Raw genomic sequence first — 19,163 nt, forward strand, 5'->3', positions numbered from 1 at the left:
AGAAATGGGGAACGAACGTGACAGAATATTTAAACGTAGGAAAAATCGTCAATACACATGGAATCCGTGGAGAAGTACGTGTGATATCACAAACGGATTTTCCAGAAGAACGCTACCGTAAAGGGGCCGAATTGACACTTTTTCGTGAAAATAAAGAGCCAATAACATTGATTGTTTCAGGTCATCGCAAACACAAAAACTTTGATTTAGTGACGTTTGAGGGCTATCCCAATATTAACGATGTTGAACCGTTTCGTAACGGCATTTTAAAAGTTACCAAGGATGATTTGGTGGATTTAGCAGAAAATGAGTTTTACTACCATGAAATTATTGGTCTGGAAGTCGTCGAAGAAGATGGCACAATCATTGGTAAAGTCAAAGAGATCCTTTCACCAGGTGCCAATGACGTTTGGGTCGTTCAACGAAAAGGGAAGAAGGATGCCTTGATTCCTTATATCGAGTCGGTTGTCCACACGATCGATCTTGAAAATGGTCAGGTCACTGTGGAAATCCCAGAGGGGTTGTTAGACGATGAGAATTGATGTATTGACACTATTTCCGCGAATGTTCGAAGGTCCTCTAGGAGAATCGATCATTGGCAAAGCAAGGGAAAAGGGACTGTTAGAAATCAACGTCTCAAATTTCCGTGACTATTCCGACAACAAACATCAAACAGTGGATGACTATCCTTATGGTGGCGGAGCAGGAATGTTATTAAAAGTCCAACCTGTCTATGACAATATCAAAGCGATCGAAGAAGCAGCACCAGAAACGAAGAAACGCGTGATCCTTTTAGACCCAGCGGGGAAACCTTTTGATCAAAAGATGGCAGAAGAATTTTCTACCGAAGAGCACCTCGTCTTCATTTGTGGTCATTATGAAGGATACGATGAACGAATCCGTTCATTGGTCACTGATGAAGTGTCACTGGGAGATTACGTCTTGACTGGCGGCGAATTGGGTGCAATGGTCATGATCGATGCGACGGTCAGACTATTACCAGAAGTTTTAGGCAATCAAACCTCCGCACAAACCGATTCTCATTCCACTGGTTTATTAGAACATCCGCAATATACACGCCCAGCAGAGTTTAAAGGCATGAAAGTACCAGAAGTTTTGATGAATGGCAATCATAAATTGATCGAGCAGTGGCAATTAAAAGAATCATTGCGCCGCACCTTTCAGCGCCGACCTGATATGCTAGAAAATTATCCGTTGACGGAAGAAATGCAGAAGCTTTTAAAAGAAATTGAAGAAGAAGCGAAAGCTGGCAACTAAAATAGTGCCAGTTTTTTTGATATTCTGCGCGATGACAAGAAAATTCTCTTTACAGCCTGTGGTCGACTGTGGTAAGATGTTTCAGTGAGTGTAAACTCAACTATTACGATGTTCCGCTGGAGCTTTCATGCTTTAAGAATGTTTGGGAATAAGGAGAATGATAAACATGAATCCATTGATTCAAGAACTAACTCAAGAACAATTACGTACTGACATCCCAGCTTTCCGTCCTGGGGACACTGTTCGCGTTCACGCGAAAGTTGTCGAAGGAACTCGCGAACGTATCCAGTTATTTGAAGGTGTTGTCATCAAACGCCGCGGTGCTGGTATCAGCGAAACTTATACAGTTCGTAAAGTATCAAACGGTGTAGGTGTTGAACGTACCTTCCCATTGCACACACCACGTGTTGCACAAATCGAAGTTGTTCGTTACGGTAAAGTACGTCGTGCAAAATTGTACTACTTACGTGCATTACACGGAAAAGCAGCTCGTATCAAAGAAATTCGTCGTTAATCATTTATTATCAGATGAAGCAAAAGCCCTTGATTTCAAGGGCTTTTTTCTTTTGTCTGAGGTGACAAAAACTTTCTATTCGTTGTGATAAAATCATGAAACGACTATAAGAATAGGAGGGGATCATTACTGCATACCACTGGGTAAACTTGTATTTTGATGGGAACAGTCGTCTGAGTGAAACACAATGCCATCGACTGAAACTTTTTGTGGTCATTTATCGGCTATCCGATAGTGACAGATTGCAGGTTGAAGATTGTTTGATCGATCACCTTTCAGCATTATTTGCTTTTATGTGCAGAGAAGGAGAAAAAGGGAGTGAAAATTGTTAGGAAAACACTGATGAGGGACATCACGTTAAATACCAATATGAAACTCAGTGCCTGAAAGAAAATAAATCGTAAATCACCGAATTGATAAAAAAAGGATTAGAGAATAATGGGGAAGACCAAGATTACATGTTTATGTAATTTCCTCTTGATAGGTTTTATTAAAACTTTTGTTATTTATATGATGATTTTTTTTCGTTTTTTTAGTCCTTGTAGTTTATGGAATTTGAAATCTAAGAAAAAAACTTGAATTATTTCATTATTTTTTTCTCATAAATGATTACAGAAAAAAAGCAATATATTCCCCTTTTTTTGATGGTTTCTATGGTAACCTTCTCGATAGGGAACTTTCTTTTATCTAGCTATTGCTGACCTCTTCGTGTTAGTTAATTACTTCACAAATAAAAGAAAGTTCTTTATTTAAATGAATTGAAAGAGGTGTCTTTATGAAAGCAGCTGTAGTATCAAACGATAAGGTTGTAAAAATTGAGGAAAAAGAATTGAGAGCGCTTCGTCCGAATGAAGCATTATTGAAAATGGAGTGTTGTGGTGTCTGCCATACGGACTTGCATGTAAAAGATGGTGACTTCGGAGATGCATCTGGAATCGTACTTGGACACGAGGGAATCGGTAGAGTGGTCGCGATCGGTGATGATGTTACTTCTCTAGCAATCGGTGACCGTGCAAGTGTCGCTTGGTTATATGAAAGCTGTGGATCATGCGAATACTGTGTGAACGGGAATGAATCATTATGCCGTTCCGTTAGAAACGCCGGATATTCTGTAGATGGCGGTATGGCTGAAGAGTGTATCGTTGTAGCTGACTATGCAGTGAAGGTACCAGAGGGCTTAGGTTCTGCTGAAGCCAGCAGCATTACTTGTGCAGGTGTAACCACATATAAAGCGGTAAAAGTTTCTGACATTAAACCAGGTCAATGGATCGCGATTTATGGTTTAGGAGGATTAGGAAACCTAGCCTTGCAATATGCAAAAAATGTCTTTAATGCAAAAGTGATTGGGATTGATATCAACGAGAAACAATTGGACTTTGCAAGAGATCATGGCGCTGACCTTGTGATCAATCCTGCGAAAGAAGATGCGGCAAAAATTATTCAAGAAGCAACCGGCGGCGCACATGCAGCTGTAGTAACAGCTGTTTCAAAAGCAGCCTTCAATTCTGCTGTCGATGCCGTTCGTGCGGGCGGTACGATTGTAGCGGTTGGTCTTCCACCAGAAAGCATGGACTTGAACATTCCTCGACTTGTATTGGACGGTATTAAAATCGTCGGTTCCCTTGTTGGAACACGGACTGATTTAGCAGAAGCTTTCCAATTCGCAGCTGAAGGAAAAGTCGTTCCTAAAGTTGTCATGCGTCAGTTAGAAGAGATCAATGATATTTTTGATGAAATGCTTTCAGGAAAAATCAAAGGGCGAATGGTCATTGATTTTCAAGAGAAATAAATAGAAAAACCAACGGGTGAATTTTAAACGAAGGAGAAGATTTCGTGTGTAACTTATTGATCATTGATAGCAAAGAGCATGGAGCAGTTAACGATATGATTCGTTTGATCGATCGTCATTTTCCGAATGTCATCTTGCTTCCGACGGTTTGTTCAAAAAAAGCGCTTCAGCGTACCTGTCTTGAGCAGCCGGTTGAAATTGCAGTGATTAATGCGGATGGCGAAGAGGACTCTTTTGAATTATATAAAGTATTGCTTTCATTTTGCCCTAATGCAAAAGCAATTTTGTATTCTGCTGTAGAAAGTTTTGCTATCGCTCAAAAAGCGTTGCGTTACGGCTTGATTGATTACTTGGTCGAACCGATCACAAATGATTTTGTTTATGCATTGGATCGGGGAATTCAATCCATCAATCAGATTTCCTTGCTACACATCGAGAAAAATAATGAGGCTTCTCCTTCGCTTTCTTTAAGACATAAGATATTGCGCTATATTCATGAAAATTATAGAGAACATATTACGTTAGATACTTTAGCAGATCACCTGCATTTAAGCCGGTATCACACCAGTCGTTTGATCAAGAATACATTAGGAATGACCTTTTCATTGTACTTGATGATTTATCGTATTGAAGTTGCCAAAAAAGAACTATCAACAAGTGATCGATCAATCAGTGAAATCTCTGTCAGAGCAGGATTCAATGATCCAAATTATTTTAGTAAGAAATTTAAAAAAGCAACTACTTATACGCCAAAAGAGTATCGGAAAATTTATCGTGGGAAAGCTACCGTGATCGATTCAAGACTTGAGCTTTAAGTATTGAAAAAAACAGATCAGCTTGCAGTTGAATTGATTAGCGAAAAAATGACTTCTATGTGATGCGTATCTGGTTACTTTTCCATAGATGATAAAAGCAAAAGGCCTTTCATGAAAAGGTTTTTTTGCTTGGAAAAACGAGTTTTGAATGAGCTGATAGAAACCAACGGCGTAGGATAAGGTCTGATGTTTTTGTGAATCCAACGATAGATGCTATAATGAGAGCGGATTCATCAATACAACTTATCAAAGAAAAGAGGCAAGAAAATGGCGAATAAAATGGTGTTTATAAATTTGCCTGTCACTGATATCAAACGTGCAACCTCCTTTTATGAAGCGTTGGGATTTGTCAAAAATGAAGAGTTCTCAAACGAGACTAGCAGCGGAATGGTTTGGAGTGAATCGATTTGGGTGATGTTGTTAGAACATGAGTTTTATCAACAGTTTCTGAATGGCAGACGTATTGGGGATACGAAGAACACGAGTAGTGCATTGATCGCGTTTAGCTTTGATACGCCAGAAGAAGCGAAGAATTTTGCAAAGATTGCAGAAGCAAATGGTGGCCAATCGTTCCAAGTTGATATGGGGATTCCAGAGGATATGATGGTCGGCTATGAAATCGTTGATCCCGACGGCAATCAGCTTGAATCAGCATGGATGAATGGCTATTAGCAAAGTGATTGTTTAAATAAAAAGTAAAAAAGTGGTTCAGGATGCAGTTCCCTCAAGAAGTTAGGCTTTTGTACTAACTTTTTGAGGGCTGCTTTTTCTTGACGGGATCCTCGAGTTTTGTAAGATTGGTCAGTCCCCTTTGTCTAAATGCTAAAAAAGAGGTATGATACAAGAAAAAGGAGTGGAGACGAAGTGAAATACTCAACCAAATACAGCGACGCCATTCACATCCTCGCTTATATCCACCTCTTTAAAGGAACTGATTTATCAAGTGATCGGATCGCCCAGAGTGTTGAAACGAATCCGGCTTATGTTCGTCGGATTATGAGTGATCTACGGGTTGCTGGGTTGATCGAAAGCCAAAGAGGAAAACCAAACCCTAAACTAACGAAGGAACCAAACGAGATTTCTTTGTTGGACATTTATGCGAGTGTTGAAAAAGACCACCATCTTTTACATGCAGACAAAAAAACCAATCCCAACTGCTTGATTGGGGGGAATATCCAAGGGGTATTAGAAGAAACCTATGATGTGCTGCAAAAGAAAATCGAGCAAGAGATGAGCGCCATCTCGCTGCAATCAATCATTGAAGGCATTCAAGGGGAGGCCGATCAAGTAGATTGAACGGACACAACACAGTAAAAAGAACTTTCACCTGCTAAGCAATTTCTTGACAGGAAAGAAAGTTTCTTTTATACTCTAGTTGTAACTTGATTAGTAACAACTGTTTTAGTCAAACAAAAGATGAGGAAGGATGATTATCATGAAAATCGGTGTTATTGGCGCAACAGGAAATGCAGGTTCAGCTATTTATCAAGAAGCAGTACAGCGAGGACATGAAGTGACTGCTATTGTTAGAAATGAAGTTAAAGCCAAAGAACAATTTGGTGATACAGTCAAAACACTTACAAAAGATGCTTTTTCGTTAACAGAAGAAGACCTCGACGGATTTGATGTGTTGGTCGATGCGTTTGCGACAAGTCCTGACCAAGCGTACTTGCATGTGGATCTGGCAGCAAAATTGGTTCATTTGTTTCGAGAAAAGAACACGCGCTTGTTCTTCATTTTAGGAGCTGGCAGCTTGTTCAATGAAGCGGGTGAACGCAATCTTACCGAATTGAAAAAAGCCCCAGGAAGTGAAAGCTGGATCGCGATCCCAGAAAATCAGTTAGATGAATATCTCTTTTTAGAAACCGTCAAAAATGTTCATTGGGTCGGGATTTCTCCAGGAAATCTATTTCAAGAGGGACCAGCTAAACCAGCGATTTTAGGCAAAGATCACTTGCTTTTCAACGACCAAAAGAAATCAGTAACTTCCAGCGGTACGTTAGCCAAAGCAATTCTTGATGAAATTGAAACAGTGCAACATGAAAATACTCGTTTTACTGTGATTGATGCAGAGTAGGTTCAACAAATGATTGACCCAATCGATCAGAATCGATAGCTGCATAGGTTGGCAAGTAGACTGTTTCAGGCAACTTCTTTTTTCACAATTTTTGTTTCCAATACCCAATAATTTAGACAAGACAAATCCTCTGTCTTTGCTTATAATCAAGGACAGAGGTGATAAAATGAATAAAAAAATCGAAGCGTATGAATTGATGCTTCTGCAATTAAAAGGGTTGCTAGAAGCGGAGAGTAATTGGATCGCCAACCTAGCCAACTCTTCTGCTTTACTGAATGAAACATTGGAAGATACAGTGTTTGCCGGCTATTATTTGTTTGAAGAAGGCGAGCTGATTTTAGGTCCATTCCAAGGAAGAGTCTCTTGCACCAGAATCACATTAGGCAAAGGGGTTTGTGGGGAATCAGCAGAGAAAAAAACCACATTGATCGTACCCAATGTCAAAGAACATGAAAATTATATTTCTTGTGACTCAGCAGCGATGTCTGAAATCGTAGTTCCCATGGTGGTTGATGATCAGTTGCTTGGAGTGCTGGATATCGATAGTGGAAAAGCGAACAGCTATGATGCGATCGATCAGAAATATCTGGAAGAATTTGCTGCTTTATTGGTAGCAAGTCGTCAATAAAGTACTTGTTTTTTAATTTTAACTATAAAACAACATAATGTTTTTAAGTGGGGCGTTCATTGAATAATGAACGCTTTTTTTAGTTATTATTTAAAAATGTCGGGCATATTACTTTATTTAATTAAAATTAGATGATAATATGATAATACAATTAGAAAAATGAGTTTTTAAGGAGAGAATTATGGAAGCAGAAACAATTGTATTAGGTAAAGCATATGAATGTAAACCAGTCGGCTTACAAAGCCGCGTGATTGGTGAAGTGGTCAGAAAAATGGAACGATGTGTCGTATTAAATGTGATCCGGTACGATGGGATCGATCATGAAGACATCGAAGAACGTTGCGGACGAGTAGTTGCAAAATACAATGAGATCTATCAACCAGCGCTAGTTGAGTGCTTTTTTAGCTGATCCATTGGTAATCAACCAATCAAAATAAAATGAAACCATGCATGTAAACTAATTCCCTTAAAAAGAGACTGTTTCTCAGAAGCAGTCTCTTTTTTGATTCTTAAACTCAGGTATCTAGCAAAAGAAGTGCTATAATAGGCGAGAAAACAACAGAAAGCAGGGATTAGGATGGAACTAAAAAAGACGATCGTTGAGGAGCAGCAGTTGCTTTTTGAATGGCCGAATGAAGCAGGCCAACTGCAAATTGTTAAGGGAAGTCTAGCACAAGTCAAAGAAAATACTGTGCTATTTTTTATCAAAGACGGCCAAATTTTCTCAGTAGCAGACGATAAAGCCTTTGACGACAAGCTAGAATACGACCGCTTGATGATCCTCACACCATCTTGGGAGATCATGGCTCCTTATTTAGCAGCCTATTATCAAGAACAATATCAGTTAACTAGTGGGTCCAAAGCATCCATCGGCATCCCACAAGAGTTGCAGCAAACCATTGCTGCTAGCGCAAAACCATTTGATCGTTTTATCGATTTTCTTGGCTATGGATCTACGAGCAAAAAGACGACAAAAGAGGCAAAAAAAGGGGGCAAACCAAGACACAAATGGTCAAAAGAATTACAAGATGAACCCTTCATGGTTGACTATCAAGGGAGTAAAGCAAGGGTCTATTGGCAAAAACGCAACGAGGTTCGAATTGAAAAAGGCGCAATTTTGAGTCAAGAGATTCCCTTGAATAAAGACGGATCGGTTGGTTTTTCTGCTCGTTTAGCGGAAAAAATTCGGCAAGAAAACCAAGCGGCGATCAAAGAGGGACACACGATTGAAGACGTTGTATTAAAAAGTGTCAACGAGGTAGGAATGTTTCTTTACTATGGGGGCACCAATGGTTGGCTGCAATTAAAAGATCAGCAAGGAAGAACCTTGAACGAGCGAACGGTGGAGTAGAATTACCAAGAAGCACAGAAGAAAAAAGCGCCTCTCAAAATGCTCGATCAATCTTTGAGCGTTTGAGAGGTGTTCTTTTCATTAAATAGGAGTAGTAGGTTCTTCATTGATCAAGACAAATTCTTGACCGGTCTTGGACAAAACAAGGTTCGGTTTTGCAGTTCCTTCTTTTTCTGCTCGATACGCCTCTCGGTGCTTTTGCAAATGTTCGGGACGTTTTAACCAAGCTTGAAAGGCTTTTTTCTCGGTCCATTTTGACACCAACTGGAAAACGAGGCTGTCTTTTGATTCTGAAAACCAAGCTTCAGCAGAGTGACAGCCAGCAAATGTTTTCATTGAGGCGGTATCTTTTTTCATTTTAGCAAGAAAGAGTTCTTTTCCTTCTGGAATGACTTCAAAAGCAACGGTACGGATATACATGAAATTCCTCCTTTGACTCGGGACGATTTGGTTTAGTATAGCGCTAATTGAGAATGATTGTCAATTAGCTATGGAATCTTGTAAGCTTTTTATCGATAGTCATTTTTTGATCAAATTCCTCAAAAGCCTTGAACAAATGAAAAAAGTACGTATAATTAATATACGTACTGAAGAGTCCGAAGAGTATTGGAGAAAATGGATACTTGGGGAAGTCTTTCTTTTCTCACGTGCAGTACTCTTCGTTTGTTTAGTGTACCACTCTCATTTTAAAATAGATACGTTTATTTTACTTTCTGAGGAGATTTCTTTTGTTCCTTGAGGTGAAAGCCGAAAAAGTGGGAAGGTTCTGAGAAAGCACTATGAAGACAAAATTTGTGTCTTCTTTTTTTTGCGAAATGTTAGGAAAATAGTGGGAGTTTTTTTATCCATTTTTCTTCGAAATGATGTATAAGAGAGCAGCCAAAGTTCTGATCGCTAGGAGATCAGAACTTTTTTGTGTGGTTTCTTGGAACTACTCCTTTCAACGATATTTAGCATAAAGTCGCTCTTTTCTAATTTTAACATTCAGAAGAGAACTTCTGACACAACTATGTAACCTCTTACATTTTTTGGTCGTGTTAAATTGACAGGCTGCATAAACATGCGGTAAACTCGGTACAACAAACAGAATTTTTTGAATTATCTGAATGTTAGAAGGGGATGAGTAGAAATGGGGAAACGCAGCAAATATGCAGTATCGCTTGTGTTACTAAGCAGCTTTTTTTTAGCAGCTTGTCAAAATGGCAATCAAGAAAACGAGACGGATTCATCAGCAGCTTCTTCCGCAGAGCAAGTGATCAATGTGCAATTTTCGGCGGAGATGGGCAGTGCCGATATTTCTTTAGCAACCGACTCTTATAGCTTTATTACTCTGAACAATGCCTATGAAGGCCTTTATCGCTTGGATGAGAAAAATGTTCCCATGATTGCTGGGGCAAGTGAAGACGCTGAAGTTAGTGAAGATGGGCTGACCTACACCATTTCACTGCGAGAAGAGGCAAAATGGTCGAATGGTGATCCAGTTACAGCGGCTGATTATGTTTTCAGTTGGCAGCGAACGGTTGATCCAGCTACAGCTTCTAATTATGCCTATATGCTGGCACCCATTAAAAATGCGTCGGCTATTTCAGATGGCACGCTGGATAAAAGCGAGTTAGGAATCGAAGCAGTCAATGACCATGAATTGACAATCACGTTAGAAAAACCGACGCCTTACTTTTTATCTTTACTGGCTTTTCCAACCTTTTTCCCACAAAATGAACGTGTCGTGGAGGAATTTGGTGATCAATACGCCTTAACAAGTGAAAACGCGGCGTACAATGGACCATTCCTATTGACCAATTATGCAGGCCCAGGCACCGACATCCAGTGGTCATTGGAAAAAAATCCGGATTATTGGGATGCCGATTCAGTTAAACTTGAAAAAGTTAATTTTGATGTCGTGAAAGACTCATCGACTGCTTATAACTTGTACGAAAGCGGACAAGCCGATGACATTATCTTGAGCGGTGAATTGGCGATGCAGAATGTGAACCATGCTGATTACATTGTTCAGCCTAGTGCAACCACTCAGTATTTAGAAATGAATCAAGCACCAGAAGATTCGCCTTTTCGAAATACGAATCTGCGGCAAGCCATTTCGTATAGTATGAATCGACAACAAATCGTTGACAATATTTTAGGCAACGGCTCGTTACCGGCTGTCGGTTTTGTTCCTTCTGACCTAGCCTTCAATCCAGAGACAAAAGCTGACTTTGTTAAGGATGCGGCAACGACGTTAGACTATGACGAAGAAAAAGCCCAAGAGTATTGGGAAAAGGCCAAAGCTGAGCTGGGGATCGATACGTTGTCTTTCGAGTTGCTGACCTCAGATACCGACCAATCGAAAAAAATGGCGGAATACATTCAAGGAACCTTGCAGCAAACATTGGATGGATTGACTGTCGAAGTCACAAACGTTCCTTTTTCTGTGCGCTTGGATCGTTCAAATAGCGGCGATTTTGAGATGGTCATGAACAACTGGATCGGAGACTATGCAGATCCAATCAACTTTTTGGAATTGTTCAAAAAAGACAGTTCCTACAATCGTGGGAAATGGCTAAATGATGACTACGACCAATTGATCGAACAAGCATCCAATGAAAATGCCAACGACCCAGAAGCCCGTTGGGAAAATATGGTGGAAGCAGAAAAAATCTTAAATGAAGATTTGGGTGTTATACCGCTTTTCCAAAGTGCAGAAGCACATCTGCGGTCATCAAAGATCAAAGGACTTATCGTTCATAGTGTCGGTGCTGCCTATGATTATAAAAATGTATTTGTCGAAGAATAAGTAAAAAAACAATTTTTTCATACATCTACCGACTGACGTAGTCAAACAGTACTGCAGAAAAGAAGAACGCGATTCGAGCGTTCAGCAACTTGAGAACAAGGAATAAAGCCGTTCTTTATCTAGCAGTGAAGAGGAATCATTCATTCCAGCTAGATAAGAACGGCTTTTCTTTTTAGGGGGAACATGAATGATAATCACAGCAGTTGAAACCAAACGAATTCCGATCCAGCTGAATGCACCGTTTAAAACGGCGCTCAGAGAAGTGCACGCCGTCGAAGTGATTCGAGTGTTGCTTTCTTTTGACAATGGGATCGTTGGCATCGGAGAAGCAGCACCTACCGAAGTGATCACCGGTGATACAAAAGAAAGTATTTTAACAGATATCGAAACTGTCTTTGCCCCGTTCCTGTTAGGCAGAAAGGTAGATGCCCAATTGCTGGTAATGGATGAGCTTCATGCGTTGATCCAGCATCATACGAGCCCTAAAGCGGCGATTGATATCGCGTTGCATGATGCACTGGCAAAAGCGGCAAACTTGCCTCTTTACCGCTATTTAGGTGGTTCTGCCAATACACTGACAACCGACTATACGATCAGTGTTGGTTCACAGGAGCAGATGCTGCATGATGCCAAAGCGAAAGTCCAGGCGGGATTTCGCTCCTTGAAAATCAAACTAGGGGTAGGTGCGATCGAAGAGGAGGTTGCGAAAATTCGCTGCATCAATGAACGCTTGGCAGGAAAGATCCCCTTTCGAATTGATGCCAATCAAGGCTGGACCAAAGAAGAAGCGGTGCAGATTTTAGACCAATGGCAAGACATTCCGATCGAGTTTGTTGAGCAACCCGTCAAAGCCAATGATTTTGCTGGACTCAGCTATGTGACTGCTCGGACGACGATTCCGATCATGGCAGACGAAAGTCTTTTTTCCTATGAGGATGCCAAACGTTTGATTGCTGAAAACTGCTGCGATTATATGAACATTAAATTGATGAAAAGCGGCGGGATCAAAGAGGGACAAAAAATTTATCAATTGGCAAAAGAGCATCAAATGCCGGTGATGGTCGGTTCGATGATTGAAGGGTATGGGGGAATGGCTGCAGCCGCCCATTTTGCCTTGGGGATGGCGGATGTCCAATTTTATGATCTGGATGTTCCTTTTATGTGGGAGACCCAAACGACTTCCCCTGAAATGCAAGGGATTCTTCAGCGTCCAGGAAGCTTGAGCGTCACCGAACGCATCGGACTAGGAATCAACGAATAAACAGTTATGAGAGGAGCAAAGATGAAACAAATTGTTCAGGCTGGCTCTTCCTTCTTATGGAAGGAACCCAAAGAAAACAAAGTACTAGCAAAAATCAAAGCATTTCCTTTAGAAGCACTGCACACTTTTTTGACTGATGAAGATACGATGCGGCTTTATCAGGAAAGCTTAGTGGACTCCGAAGTATTATATGGGACGATTGTAGAAGTCATCGCCCAAACGGATGGTTGGTCCCATGTGATCGTCTTGGATCAAATAAGCAATAAACACCCACTCGGGTATCCGGGTTATCTGCCGAACGAGGTATTGAAGCCATTGTCACCAGACTATGCAACAGCCAAAAGAAGGATTGGTGTGATTGCAAAAGAAGCCGTGCTTGTTTTTGACTCGACCACACGACTTGTTTCTTTTGGAACAGTTTTACCACTTGTTGGGGAAACCGCAGATTCCTATCAAGTGGCTACGCCTAATGGACCAGCAACGATCGCTAAAGCTTTTGCTCACGTCCTATCGGACACATGGGCAAAGCTCCCAGAAAAAATAATAGCCTTGGCAGAACAATTTATAAACCAGCCCTATGTCTGGGCAGGCATTAGCGGCAGTGGCTTTGACTGTTCTGGATTCATGTATTCGCTGCATCGACTTCATGGTATTTTAATCCCCCGAGATACGATCGAGCAAGCACAACAAGCAAACATCGTACCTTACAGTCAGGCACAACCAGGGGATCTGCTGTTGTTTGCTTATGAAGAAGGAAAAGGCGAAGTCCATCATGTCGGTCTACATTTGGGGGATGACGAAATGATTCATTCAAGAACACCTGGGTCACGGGTCATGAAAACCAAAATCACTGGCTCTAATTATGAACCAGAACTCGCAGTTGTGGCGCGTTATTGGCAAAACCAGCCGAATGAATCACAGGAATACTCATGAACATTCTTTTCATGATCGTAAGGAAAGGGGCATTTGATGGGAAAAGATGACTTGCGTGTAGCAATTGATCCTATTCTAAAAAACTACCAGGCAACGTTGGAAATGGGGGTATGGATCGGTACGCCAACGGAATGTCTTGTTGACTATCAGGGTCAAAAGTCGTTTTCGGCAGCGAGTATTAGTAAGCTTGTTTTGTACGCGTATTATCTTGAACAAATCATCGAAAAAAAGATCGATCCCCAACAGGTAATTTGTGTGAGCCCTGTTGATCTAACAGGGGGTGCTGGGGTGATCCGTCTTTTTCCTCAGAAGAAAGGTTGGACCATCAGTGAACTTCTCACGGCAATGATCGCCGTATCTGATAATACTGCGACCAATGTACTATTAGACTTAGTAGGGTTGCCCACGCTTCAGGCATGGATTCAGGAGCCGGAGATCCAATTTGAACGGTATATGATGCGACCGATCAAAGACAAAGAGAACCGCTTGACACCCTCGGTGGCTGCCAAACTGCTACTAAGGTGTGTGGAACGAGAAGAAGCTGCACTAGGATTTTCACCTTTAAATCAGCAGCAATTTCAAGATGGATTAGCGGGGAATTTTGCTGAAACTGCGCAGCCTTCTTGCCGCATTTTTAATAAGACAGGTCGTCTTGACCGCATCGAACACGATGTAGCATATTTACAAGCCAATGAAACGACGATCATCATTGCGGCATTTTCCTATGATAAAGCCGGTAGTGGCCGAGGGATCAGTTGGCTAAGAGAAATTGGTCAAACAGTCTATCAGCAGTATTTTAAGTAAAATACGCTGCGTATCGAGTGCCTCTGAGTGAGGATCGATACGCAGCGTATTAATTATTTACAACAATAAAATCCCCCATATCATAGCGGTGCCGTGATTGGGAAAATTCAAAAGGCGTCCCATCGCCGAGGTAAACCGTTTGTTCCACTTCTAAAATGGGATCGGTGGCAGCACAAGCTAAGTATTGCTGGTCGTAGGTGTCTGCACGATCCGCTTTGATACGACGGACAGATGTTCCAATCGAGGAGTGGAGTTGGTTCGTGATGTAGCTATAGACGGAAGAGGCTAAGACTTCTTCGGTAATGCCAGGAATGACATGAAGCGGCATGATGGTATATTCTAAAACAACGGGTATATCGTCAAATAGACGCAAACGAACGATATCATAAATTTGCTGGTCACTGCGAATGTTTAGTTTTTCTTGTTCTTTCTCATCGGGAAAAAGAATGGCAAAAGAAATGATCTTGCTGGTGATCTTTCCTGTTTCTCCAAGGCGCTTGGTCAGCCCGCGATTGATCTTGGCGTTGTAATCGAAGGTTGAATAGGAATCCCTGATAAACGTACCCGTGCCTTTTTTACCGTAAATAATGCCTTCCATTTGTAAAATATTCAATGCTTTTTGAATCGTCACGCGGCTCGTTTGATAATCCGCAGCCAGTTCGGATTGCTTCGGCAATTTTTTCTCTTCTTCGTAAAACCCGTGATTGATTTTGCTCCGTAAATCGGCAGCGATGTCATGGTAGTTCGCCATTTGCTTCACCTCAAAATAATAATAAGTGATAAAACGAAGTATGTAAACGTGGAGCTTTACATACCCTGTTTTAAAGGCTTTTCCTGCGTTTACATTCTTCAATAAATGAATTACATTTGTAATGTAATCGTTTTCCATCAATTGAAGAATAAGGTATAGGAGGGAGTTTTATGCAAGGATTTATGGATCGACTCGCTGACGTTTTGGGAAAATTTGCCAACAGGATCAACAATTTACGCTACATCATGGTCATTAAAAATGCCTTTGCTGCTTTGATTCCAGTAATCATTACAGGGGCATTTGGTACATTGTTTTCAGCAATGGTTTTTGATGCTGAAAATGGATTGGCACAAATCGAGGTACTGCGCTTTTTAGAAAGTTTAAAACCAATCTCATCTGCGGTCAGTTATGTGACATTGAGTTTCTTAACGATCTATGCAGTGTTTTTGATTGGGATTGAGCTAGCAAAACTAAATAAGATTTCTGGGGTCTTTCCAGGAATCATCGCCGTGATGTCTTATCTTTCTGTTAATCCAATGATCTTTGAATTTTTGCACGAAGATGCGACGGTGGTTGCCGAAAACGTGCTGGCTAAGCAATACACGGACACGAAAGGTCTATTTTTAGGCATGTTCGTTGCAATCGTTTCCATCGAGCTTTATGCGTGGCTAGGAAGACAAAAACGGCTGCAGATCACGATGCCTGATAGTGTTCCAGGGAATGTTTCGGCAAGTTTTTCGGCATTGTTTCCAACGATTTTCACCGTGACCATCATCGCCACCGCTGGTTTTGCTATCAAAGCACTCACAGGGATGTATGCCTACGATATCATCTACAATGTCGTCCAACGACCACTGGAAGGAATCGTCCAAGGCTTACCAGGCATCTTGTTGTTGATGTTTATCGCACAAGTCTTTTGGGTCATCGGGATTCATGGGAACCAGATGGTCAAACCCATTCGAGAACCATTGTTGCTGGCAGCGATCGCCGTCAACACGGAAGCTTTTGAAGCTGGGAAAGAAGTACCCAATATCATTACGATGCCGTTTTGGGATATGTATATGAGTATGGGCGGCTCTGGCGTGACGATTGGTTTGCTGATTGCAATTTTGATCGTCGGTAAACGGGAGGACATGCGCCAAATCACTAAATTGTCATTAGCACCTGGGATTTTCAATATCAATGAGCCAGTGATCTTCGGAATGCCAATTATGCTGAATCCCATTTTGGCGATTCCCTTTATCCTGACACCGTTAGTAACAGGAACGATTGGGTACGTGGCGACAAGTCTAGGCTTTGCCGCTAAAGCGGTGGTAATGGTCCCATGGCCGATGCCACCGATCGTCAATGCTTATCTAGCTACTGCTGGGGATATCGGGGCTGTGATCACGCAAGTGATCTGTATTGTCGTGGCGATTTTGATCTATCTACCTTTTGTTTTGGTAATGAATCGTACGACCAATGAAGTTGCATAAAGGAGTTTTAAAAAAATGGTAAAAATACCTGAAACATTTATTTTAGGGGCTGCTTCGTCTGCTTGGCAGACAGAAGGCTGGCAAGGAAAGAAAGAAGGGCAAGATTCGTATCTCGACCGCTGGTACAAAGAAGAACGCTTTGTCTGGCATAATGGCTACGGGCCGGCTGTTGCGACGAATTTTATGGAAAAGTTTTCAGAGGATGTTGAACTGATGCAGGAGGTTCATTTGACCCATTACCGAACATCGATCAACTGGGCGCGCTTCTTTACCGACCATGAACAGCTGATCGTTGACGAAGACTATGCTGCTCATATCGATCAGCTTATCGACCAATTGCTTGCGGCTGGCGTCGAACCGATGCTTTGTTTGGAACATTATGAACTGCCAGCTAGTTTGATGGATGCCTATGATGGCTGGAGCTCGCGGAAAGTGGTCGATCTATATACCCGTTATGCCGAAATCGCCTTCGAGCGTTTCGGTGATCGAGTCAAACAGTGGTTTACCTTCAATGAGCCGATCGTTATTCAGACTCGTTGCTATCTCGATGCGATCCGCTGGCCCCATGAGCAAAACACAAAAAAATGGATGCTTTGGAACTATCACAAAGTATTGGCGTCCGCCCAAGCGGTGGCTGTCTATCATGAAAAGGGCTACGAGGGGCGCATCGGTTGTGTGCTAAATCCAGAAATGGTTTACGCACGCTCTTCCTCACCGGAGGATCAAAAAGCGCAAAAAATGTATGATCTCTTTTTCAACCGGATCTTTTTTGATCCAATGGTCAAAGGTCATTATCCAGAGGAACTTATCACACTTTGCCAAACCTATGACATCTACTTTGATCCGACAGAAGAAGATTTGGAAACGATCCGCACCCATACGGTGGATTTCTTAGGTGTCAATCAGTACTACCCGAAACGCGTGCGGGCACCACGATATCAATGGCATTCGGATACACCATTTCATCCAGAAATGTTTTATGAGACATTTGATTTGCCAGGAAAACAAATGAATAACTCCCGTGGCTGGGAAATCTATCCGAAGGTCATGTACGATATGGCTAATTATCTTAAAGAAAATTATGGCAATATTCCATGGCTGATCACTGAAAATGGTATGGGGCGGGAAAATGAAGAACAGTATATGGATGCCACAGGTCAAGTCCAAGATGATTATCGGATTCAGTTTATTACCGAACATCTTTACTGGCTGCTAAAAGCCGTCGAGGAAGGCGCCAACTGCGAAGGCTATATGCTTTGGGCATTTACCGATTGTGTTTCACCTATGAATGCATTTAAGAACCGCTATGGTCTCGTCCGAATTGAGTTAAATGAAGAACGGACCCGGTCATTAAAAAAATCAGCCGCTTGGTATCGTTCCCTTATTGATGAACGGTGGCTTCCATTTGAAGAAAAGCCATTGATTCTGTAATAAAAACCCACGATTATTTCCTAATCCTAAAGGAAATAATCGTGGGTTTTCAGTTAAAAGGGTTGTTTATGAGGAGCAAGTTTCTCCCAGTCAAATATGACACCAATCCCTGGTTCTTCTGGTGCAATCGCACGGCCATCGGATGGATCGATCACTAATGGTCTCGTGGTGTATTGATCGATTGGAAAACTGTGCATTTCAAGATACCCAGCATTAGGCATCGCCGCCAGTAGACTGACGTGTAATTCCTGCATGCCATGTGTAGAAACAGATAAGTTACTTGTTTGTGTTAAGGCAGCAATTTTCAACCAGCCGGTGATCCCACCGCAATTGGAAGCGTCGGGTTGTGGAAAATCGACATTGCCATATTTGATCATATGAGCAAACTCAATAGGGGTGCGCAAGTTTTCCCCGCCTGCGACTGCAATTTGCCCTTCTTTAGCGATACGAGCGTAGCCTTCGTAATCTTCGGGGATTGTTGGTTCTTCAAGGAACAAAATGTCATAAGGCGCCATCAGTTTGGCGGCTTTGATCGCTTTTTCAACAGACCAGCTCATGTTGGCATCCACCATAAAGACAACATCGGGACCAATCAATTCTCTGACCGCTTTTATTCGAGCAATATCTTCGGCAAGTGTTTTTTGGCCCAATTTGATTTTGACCGCTTTTAATCCCATGTCTAAATATTTTTGATTATTGGCTAAGAGTTTTTCAAGAGAAAAGTTTAGATCGATCGCACCACCATAGCATTTGACTTTGTTACTTGCGCCGCCTAAAAGTTTGTAGAGGGGTTCTTGTGCTTTTTTCGCGCGTAAGTCCCATAAGGCAATATCACAAGCCGCAATGGCGAAACTCGCTAAACCGCCTCTGGCAACATAGTGAATGCCCCAGTTCATCTGATCCCACAAGGCCTCCACACATGCTGGATCTTTCCCTAAGAGGATTGCTTTTAGTTCTTTGTCGATCAGTTTGGCAATCGATTCGCCACCGAAGCCACCAGAATACGTATAGCCCACACCTTCACGTCCCTCATCAGTAACGATCTTGACGATAGGCACTTCAAAGTGGGTGTGTAAGCCGTGCTTCGCATCTTCCATGATTTCCGGAAGAGGTATCCGATAATACGCTGTTTGTACATCTGTAATTTTTGCCATTAAAAATCCTCCTCAAACTAATGTTCACGTGTGCATTTTAATGTTAACGTTTGCATATTCATGTTAGCATGGGAATGCGAGATTGACAAGGCTGAATTTCCTCAAATTCAA

Annotated in this window: 20 protein-coding genes; 17 read left to right on the forward strand and 3 right to left on the reverse strand. The window is 41.7% G+C overall.

From position 1 onward, the window contains the following. The first annotated feature begins 17 nt into the window (after positions 1-17). The 11 genes from rimM (at position 18) to IGJ17_RS05020 (ending at position 8,452) form a co-directional block, all read left to right on the forward strand. Positions 18-542 carry a ribosome maturation factor RimM gene (gene rimM, locus IGJ17_RS04970; RefSeq protein ID WP_005237231.1) on the forward strand — a complete coding sequence of 175 codons (525 nt, stop codon included), beginning with the start codon at positions 18-20 and terminating at the stop codon, positions 540-542. Next, complete coding sequence (gene trmD / locus IGJ17_RS04975) at positions 532-1,278, forward strand: tRNA (guanosine(37)-N1)-methyltransferase TrmD (protein ID WP_005237230.1); 747 nt, start codon at positions 532-534, stop codon at positions 1,276-1,278. The genes rimM and trmD overlap by 11 nt, the downstream gene beginning before the upstream one ends. A 166-nt stretch (positions 1,279-1,444) precedes the next feature. Continuing rightward, positions 1,445-1,792 (forward strand): 50S ribosomal protein L19, encoded by a 348-nt coding sequence (gene rplS / locus IGJ17_RS04980; RefSeq protein ID WP_002357176.1) that lies wholly within the window; start codon positions 1,445-1,447, stop codon positions 1,790-1,792. A gap of 775 nt (positions 1,793-2,567) precedes the next feature. Next, positions 2,568-3,581, forward strand: a complete 1,014-nt coding sequence (gene adhP / locus IGJ17_RS04985; protein WP_008377614.1) for an alcohol dehydrogenase AdhP — start codon at positions 2,568-2,570, stop codon at positions 3,579-3,581. A 95-nt stretch (positions 3,582-3,676) separates the two neighbouring features. Beyond that, entirely contained in the window at positions 3,677-4,396 is a 720-nt protein-coding gene (locus IGJ17_RS04990; RefSeq protein ID WP_176257029.1) for a helix-turn-helix domain-containing protein, read from the forward strand. 267 nt (positions 4,397-4,663) lie between these two features. Beyond that, on the forward strand, positions 4,664-5,068 hold the full coding sequence (locus tag IGJ17_RS04995) for a VOC family protein (RefSeq protein ID WP_086332129.1): 405 nt from the start codon (positions 4,664-4,666) through the stop codon (positions 5,066-5,068). A gap of 192 nt (positions 5,069-5,260) precedes the next feature. Then, positions 5,261-5,692 (forward strand): Rrf2 family transcriptional regulator, encoded by a 432-nt coding sequence (locus tag IGJ17_RS05000; protein ID WP_061053880.1) that lies wholly within the window; start codon positions 5,261-5,263, stop codon positions 5,690-5,692. A 130-nt stretch (positions 5,693-5,822) separates the two neighbouring features. Then, entirely contained in the window at positions 5,823-6,473 is a 651-nt protein-coding gene (locus IGJ17_RS05005) for an NAD(P)H-binding protein (protein ID WP_016613898.1), read from the forward strand. A gap of 166 nt (positions 6,474-6,639) precedes the next feature. After that, the gene (locus IGJ17_RS05010; protein WP_086332131.1) at positions 6,640-7,101 is read left to right on the forward strand and encodes a GAF domain-containing protein; all 462 of its coding nucleotides are present in this window, start codon (positions 6,640-6,642) and stop codon (positions 7,099-7,101) included. Positions 7,102-7,282: 181 nt separating this feature from the next. Further along, complete coding sequence (locus IGJ17_RS05015; protein WP_005237217.1) at positions 7,283-7,510, forward strand: hypothetical protein; 228 nt, start codon at positions 7,283-7,285, stop codon at positions 7,508-7,510. A gap of 168 nt (positions 7,511-7,678) precedes the next feature. Further along, positions 7,679-8,452, forward strand: coding sequence for a hypothetical protein (locus IGJ17_RS05020; protein ID WP_086332132.1), 774 nt, complete (start codon positions 7,679-7,681; stop codon positions 8,450-8,452). An 81-nt stretch (positions 8,453-8,533) separates the two neighbouring features. On the opposite strand, the gene IGJ17_RS05025 is transcribed toward IGJ17_RS05020, so the two are convergent. Next, positions 8,534-8,872, reverse strand: a complete 339-nt coding sequence (locus IGJ17_RS05025) for an antibiotic biosynthesis monooxygenase family protein (protein WP_086332133.1) — start codon at positions 8,870-8,872, stop codon at positions 8,534-8,536. A gap of 709 nt (positions 8,873-9,581) precedes the next feature. On the opposite strand from IGJ17_RS05025, the gene IGJ17_RS05030 reads away from it, so the two are divergent. From IGJ17_RS05030 to IGJ17_RS05045, 4 genes are all read left to right on the forward strand, one after another. Then, entirely contained in the window at positions 9,582-11,243 is a 1,662-nt protein-coding gene (locus tag IGJ17_RS05030; RefSeq protein WP_008377628.1) for a peptide ABC transporter substrate-binding protein, read from the forward strand. Positions 11,244-11,430: 187 nt separating this feature from the next. Beyond that, positions 11,431-12,504 carry a dipeptide epimerase gene (locus tag IGJ17_RS05035; RefSeq protein WP_086332134.1) on the forward strand — a complete coding sequence of 358 codons (1,074 nt, stop codon included), beginning with the start codon at positions 11,431-11,433 and terminating at the stop codon, positions 12,502-12,504. 21 nt (positions 12,505-12,525) lie between these two features. Continuing rightward, positions 12,526-13,437 carry an NlpC/P60 family protein gene (locus tag IGJ17_RS05040; RefSeq protein WP_429961151.1) on the forward strand — a complete coding sequence of 304 codons (912 nt, stop codon included), beginning with the start codon at positions 12,526-12,528 and terminating at the stop codon, positions 13,435-13,437. A gap of 36 nt (positions 13,438-13,473) precedes the next feature. Beyond that, positions 13,474-14,241, forward strand: coding sequence for a serine hydrolase (locus IGJ17_RS05045; protein ID WP_005237210.1), 768 nt, complete (start codon positions 13,474-13,476; stop codon positions 14,239-14,241). A 49-nt stretch (positions 14,242-14,290) separates the two neighbouring features. On the opposite strand, the gene IGJ17_RS05050 is transcribed toward IGJ17_RS05045, so the two are convergent. After that, the gene (locus IGJ17_RS05050) at positions 14,291-14,992 is read right to left on the reverse strand and encodes a GntR family transcriptional regulator (protein ID WP_042890247.1); all 702 of its coding nucleotides are present in this window, start codon (positions 14,990-14,992) and stop codon (positions 14,291-14,293) included. Between the two features lie 170 nt (positions 14,993-15,162). Between IGJ17_RS05050 and IGJ17_RS05055 the strand changes: the two genes are divergently transcribed. Together IGJ17_RS05055 and IGJ17_RS05060 are read left to right on the forward strand one after the other, a co-directional pair. Then, a complete protein-coding gene (locus IGJ17_RS05055) occupies positions 15,163-16,467 on the forward strand; it encodes a PTS sugar transporter subunit IIC (RefSeq protein WP_061053887.1) in 1,305 nt (434 codons plus the stop codon). A 15-nt stretch (positions 16,468-16,482) separates the two neighbouring features. After that, on the forward strand, positions 16,483-17,898 hold the full coding sequence (locus tag IGJ17_RS05060; RefSeq protein ID WP_429961152.1) for a glycoside hydrolase family 1 protein: 1,416 nt from the start codon (positions 16,483-16,485) through the stop codon (positions 17,896-17,898). 53 nt (positions 17,899-17,951) lie between these two features. On the opposite strand, the gene IGJ17_RS05065 is transcribed toward IGJ17_RS05060, so the two are convergent. Then, positions 17,952-19,052 (reverse strand): mandelate racemase/muconate lactonizing enzyme family protein, encoded by a 1,101-nt coding sequence (locus IGJ17_RS05065; RefSeq protein ID WP_086332136.1) that lies wholly within the window; start codon positions 19,050-19,052, stop codon positions 17,952-17,954. Positions 19,053-19,163 lie beyond the last annotated feature (111 nt).

Source organism: Enterococcus sp. DIV1096b, assembly GCF_050498765.1.
Classification (GTDB): Bacteria; Bacillota; Bacilli; order Lactobacillales; family Enterococcaceae; genus Enterococcus_D; species Enterococcus_D entomosocium.

Excerpts from the sequence above, each read along its gene's own strand:
- IGJ17_RS05030 (WP_008377628.1), top strand. The coding sequence starts at position 9,582 with ATGGGGAAACGCAGCAAATATGCAGTATCGCTTGTGTTACTAAGCAGC.
- IGJ17_RS05045 (WP_005237210.1), top strand. The coding sequence starts at position 13,474 with ATGGGAAAAGATGACTTGCGTGTAGCAATTGATCCTATTCTAAAAAAC.
- adhP (WP_008377614.1), top strand. The coding sequence starts at position 2,568 with ATGAAAGCAGCTGTAGTATCAAACGATAAGGTTGTAAAAATTGAGGAA.
- IGJ17_RS05065 (WP_086332136.1), bottom strand. The coding sequence starts at position 19,052 with ATGGCAAAAATTACAGATGTACAAACAGCGTATTATCGGATACCTCTT.
- IGJ17_RS04990 (WP_176257029.1), top strand. The coding sequence starts at position 3,677 with ATGATTCGTTTGATCGATCGTCATTTTCCGAATGTCATCTTGCTTCCG.
- IGJ17_RS05035 (WP_086332134.1), top strand. The coding sequence starts at position 11,431 with ATGATAATCACAGCAGTTGAAACCAAACGAATTCCGATCCAGCTGAAT.
- IGJ17_RS05015 (WP_005237217.1), top strand. The coding sequence starts at position 7,283 with ATGGAAGCAGAAACAATTGTATTAGGTAAAGCATATGAATGTAAACCA.
- trmD (WP_005237230.1), top strand. The coding sequence starts at position 532 with ATGAGAATTGATGTATTGACACTATTTCCGCGAATGTTCGAAGGTCCT.
- IGJ17_RS05060 (WP_429961152.1), top strand. The coding sequence starts at position 16,483 with ATGGTAAAAATACCTGAAACATTTATTTTAGGGGCTGCTTCGTCTGCT.
- rplS (WP_002357176.1), top strand. The coding sequence starts at position 1,445 with ATGAATCCATTGATTCAAGAACTAACTCAAGAACAATTACGTACTGAC.
- IGJ17_RS05025 (WP_086332133.1), bottom strand. The coding sequence starts at position 8,872 with ATGTATATCCGTACCGTTGCTTTTGAAGTCATTCCAGAAGGAAAAGAA.
- IGJ17_RS05040 (WP_429961151.1), top strand. The coding sequence starts at position 12,526 with ATGAAACAAATTGTTCAGGCTGGCTCTTCCTTCTTATGGAAGGAACCC.
- IGJ17_RS05010 (WP_086332131.1), top strand. The coding sequence starts at position 6,640 with ATGAATAAAAAAATCGAAGCGTATGAATTGATGCTTCTGCAATTAAAA.
- IGJ17_RS05005 (WP_016613898.1), top strand. The coding sequence starts at position 5,823 with ATGATTATCATGAAAATCGGTGTTATTGGCGCAACAGGAAATGCAGGT.
- IGJ17_RS04995 (WP_086332129.1), top strand. The coding sequence starts at position 4,664 with ATGGCGAATAAAATGGTGTTTATAAATTTGCCTGTCACTGATATCAAA.
- IGJ17_RS05050 (WP_042890247.1), bottom strand. The coding sequence starts at position 14,992 with ATGGCGAACTACCATGACATCGCTGCCGATTTACGGAGCAAAATCAAT.
- IGJ17_RS05055 (WP_061053887.1), top strand. The coding sequence starts at position 15,163 with ATGCAAGGATTTATGGATCGACTCGCTGACGTTTTGGGAAAATTTGCC.
- IGJ17_RS05020 (WP_086332132.1), top strand. The coding sequence starts at position 7,679 with ATGGAACTAAAAAAGACGATCGTTGAGGAGCAGCAGTTGCTTTTTGAA.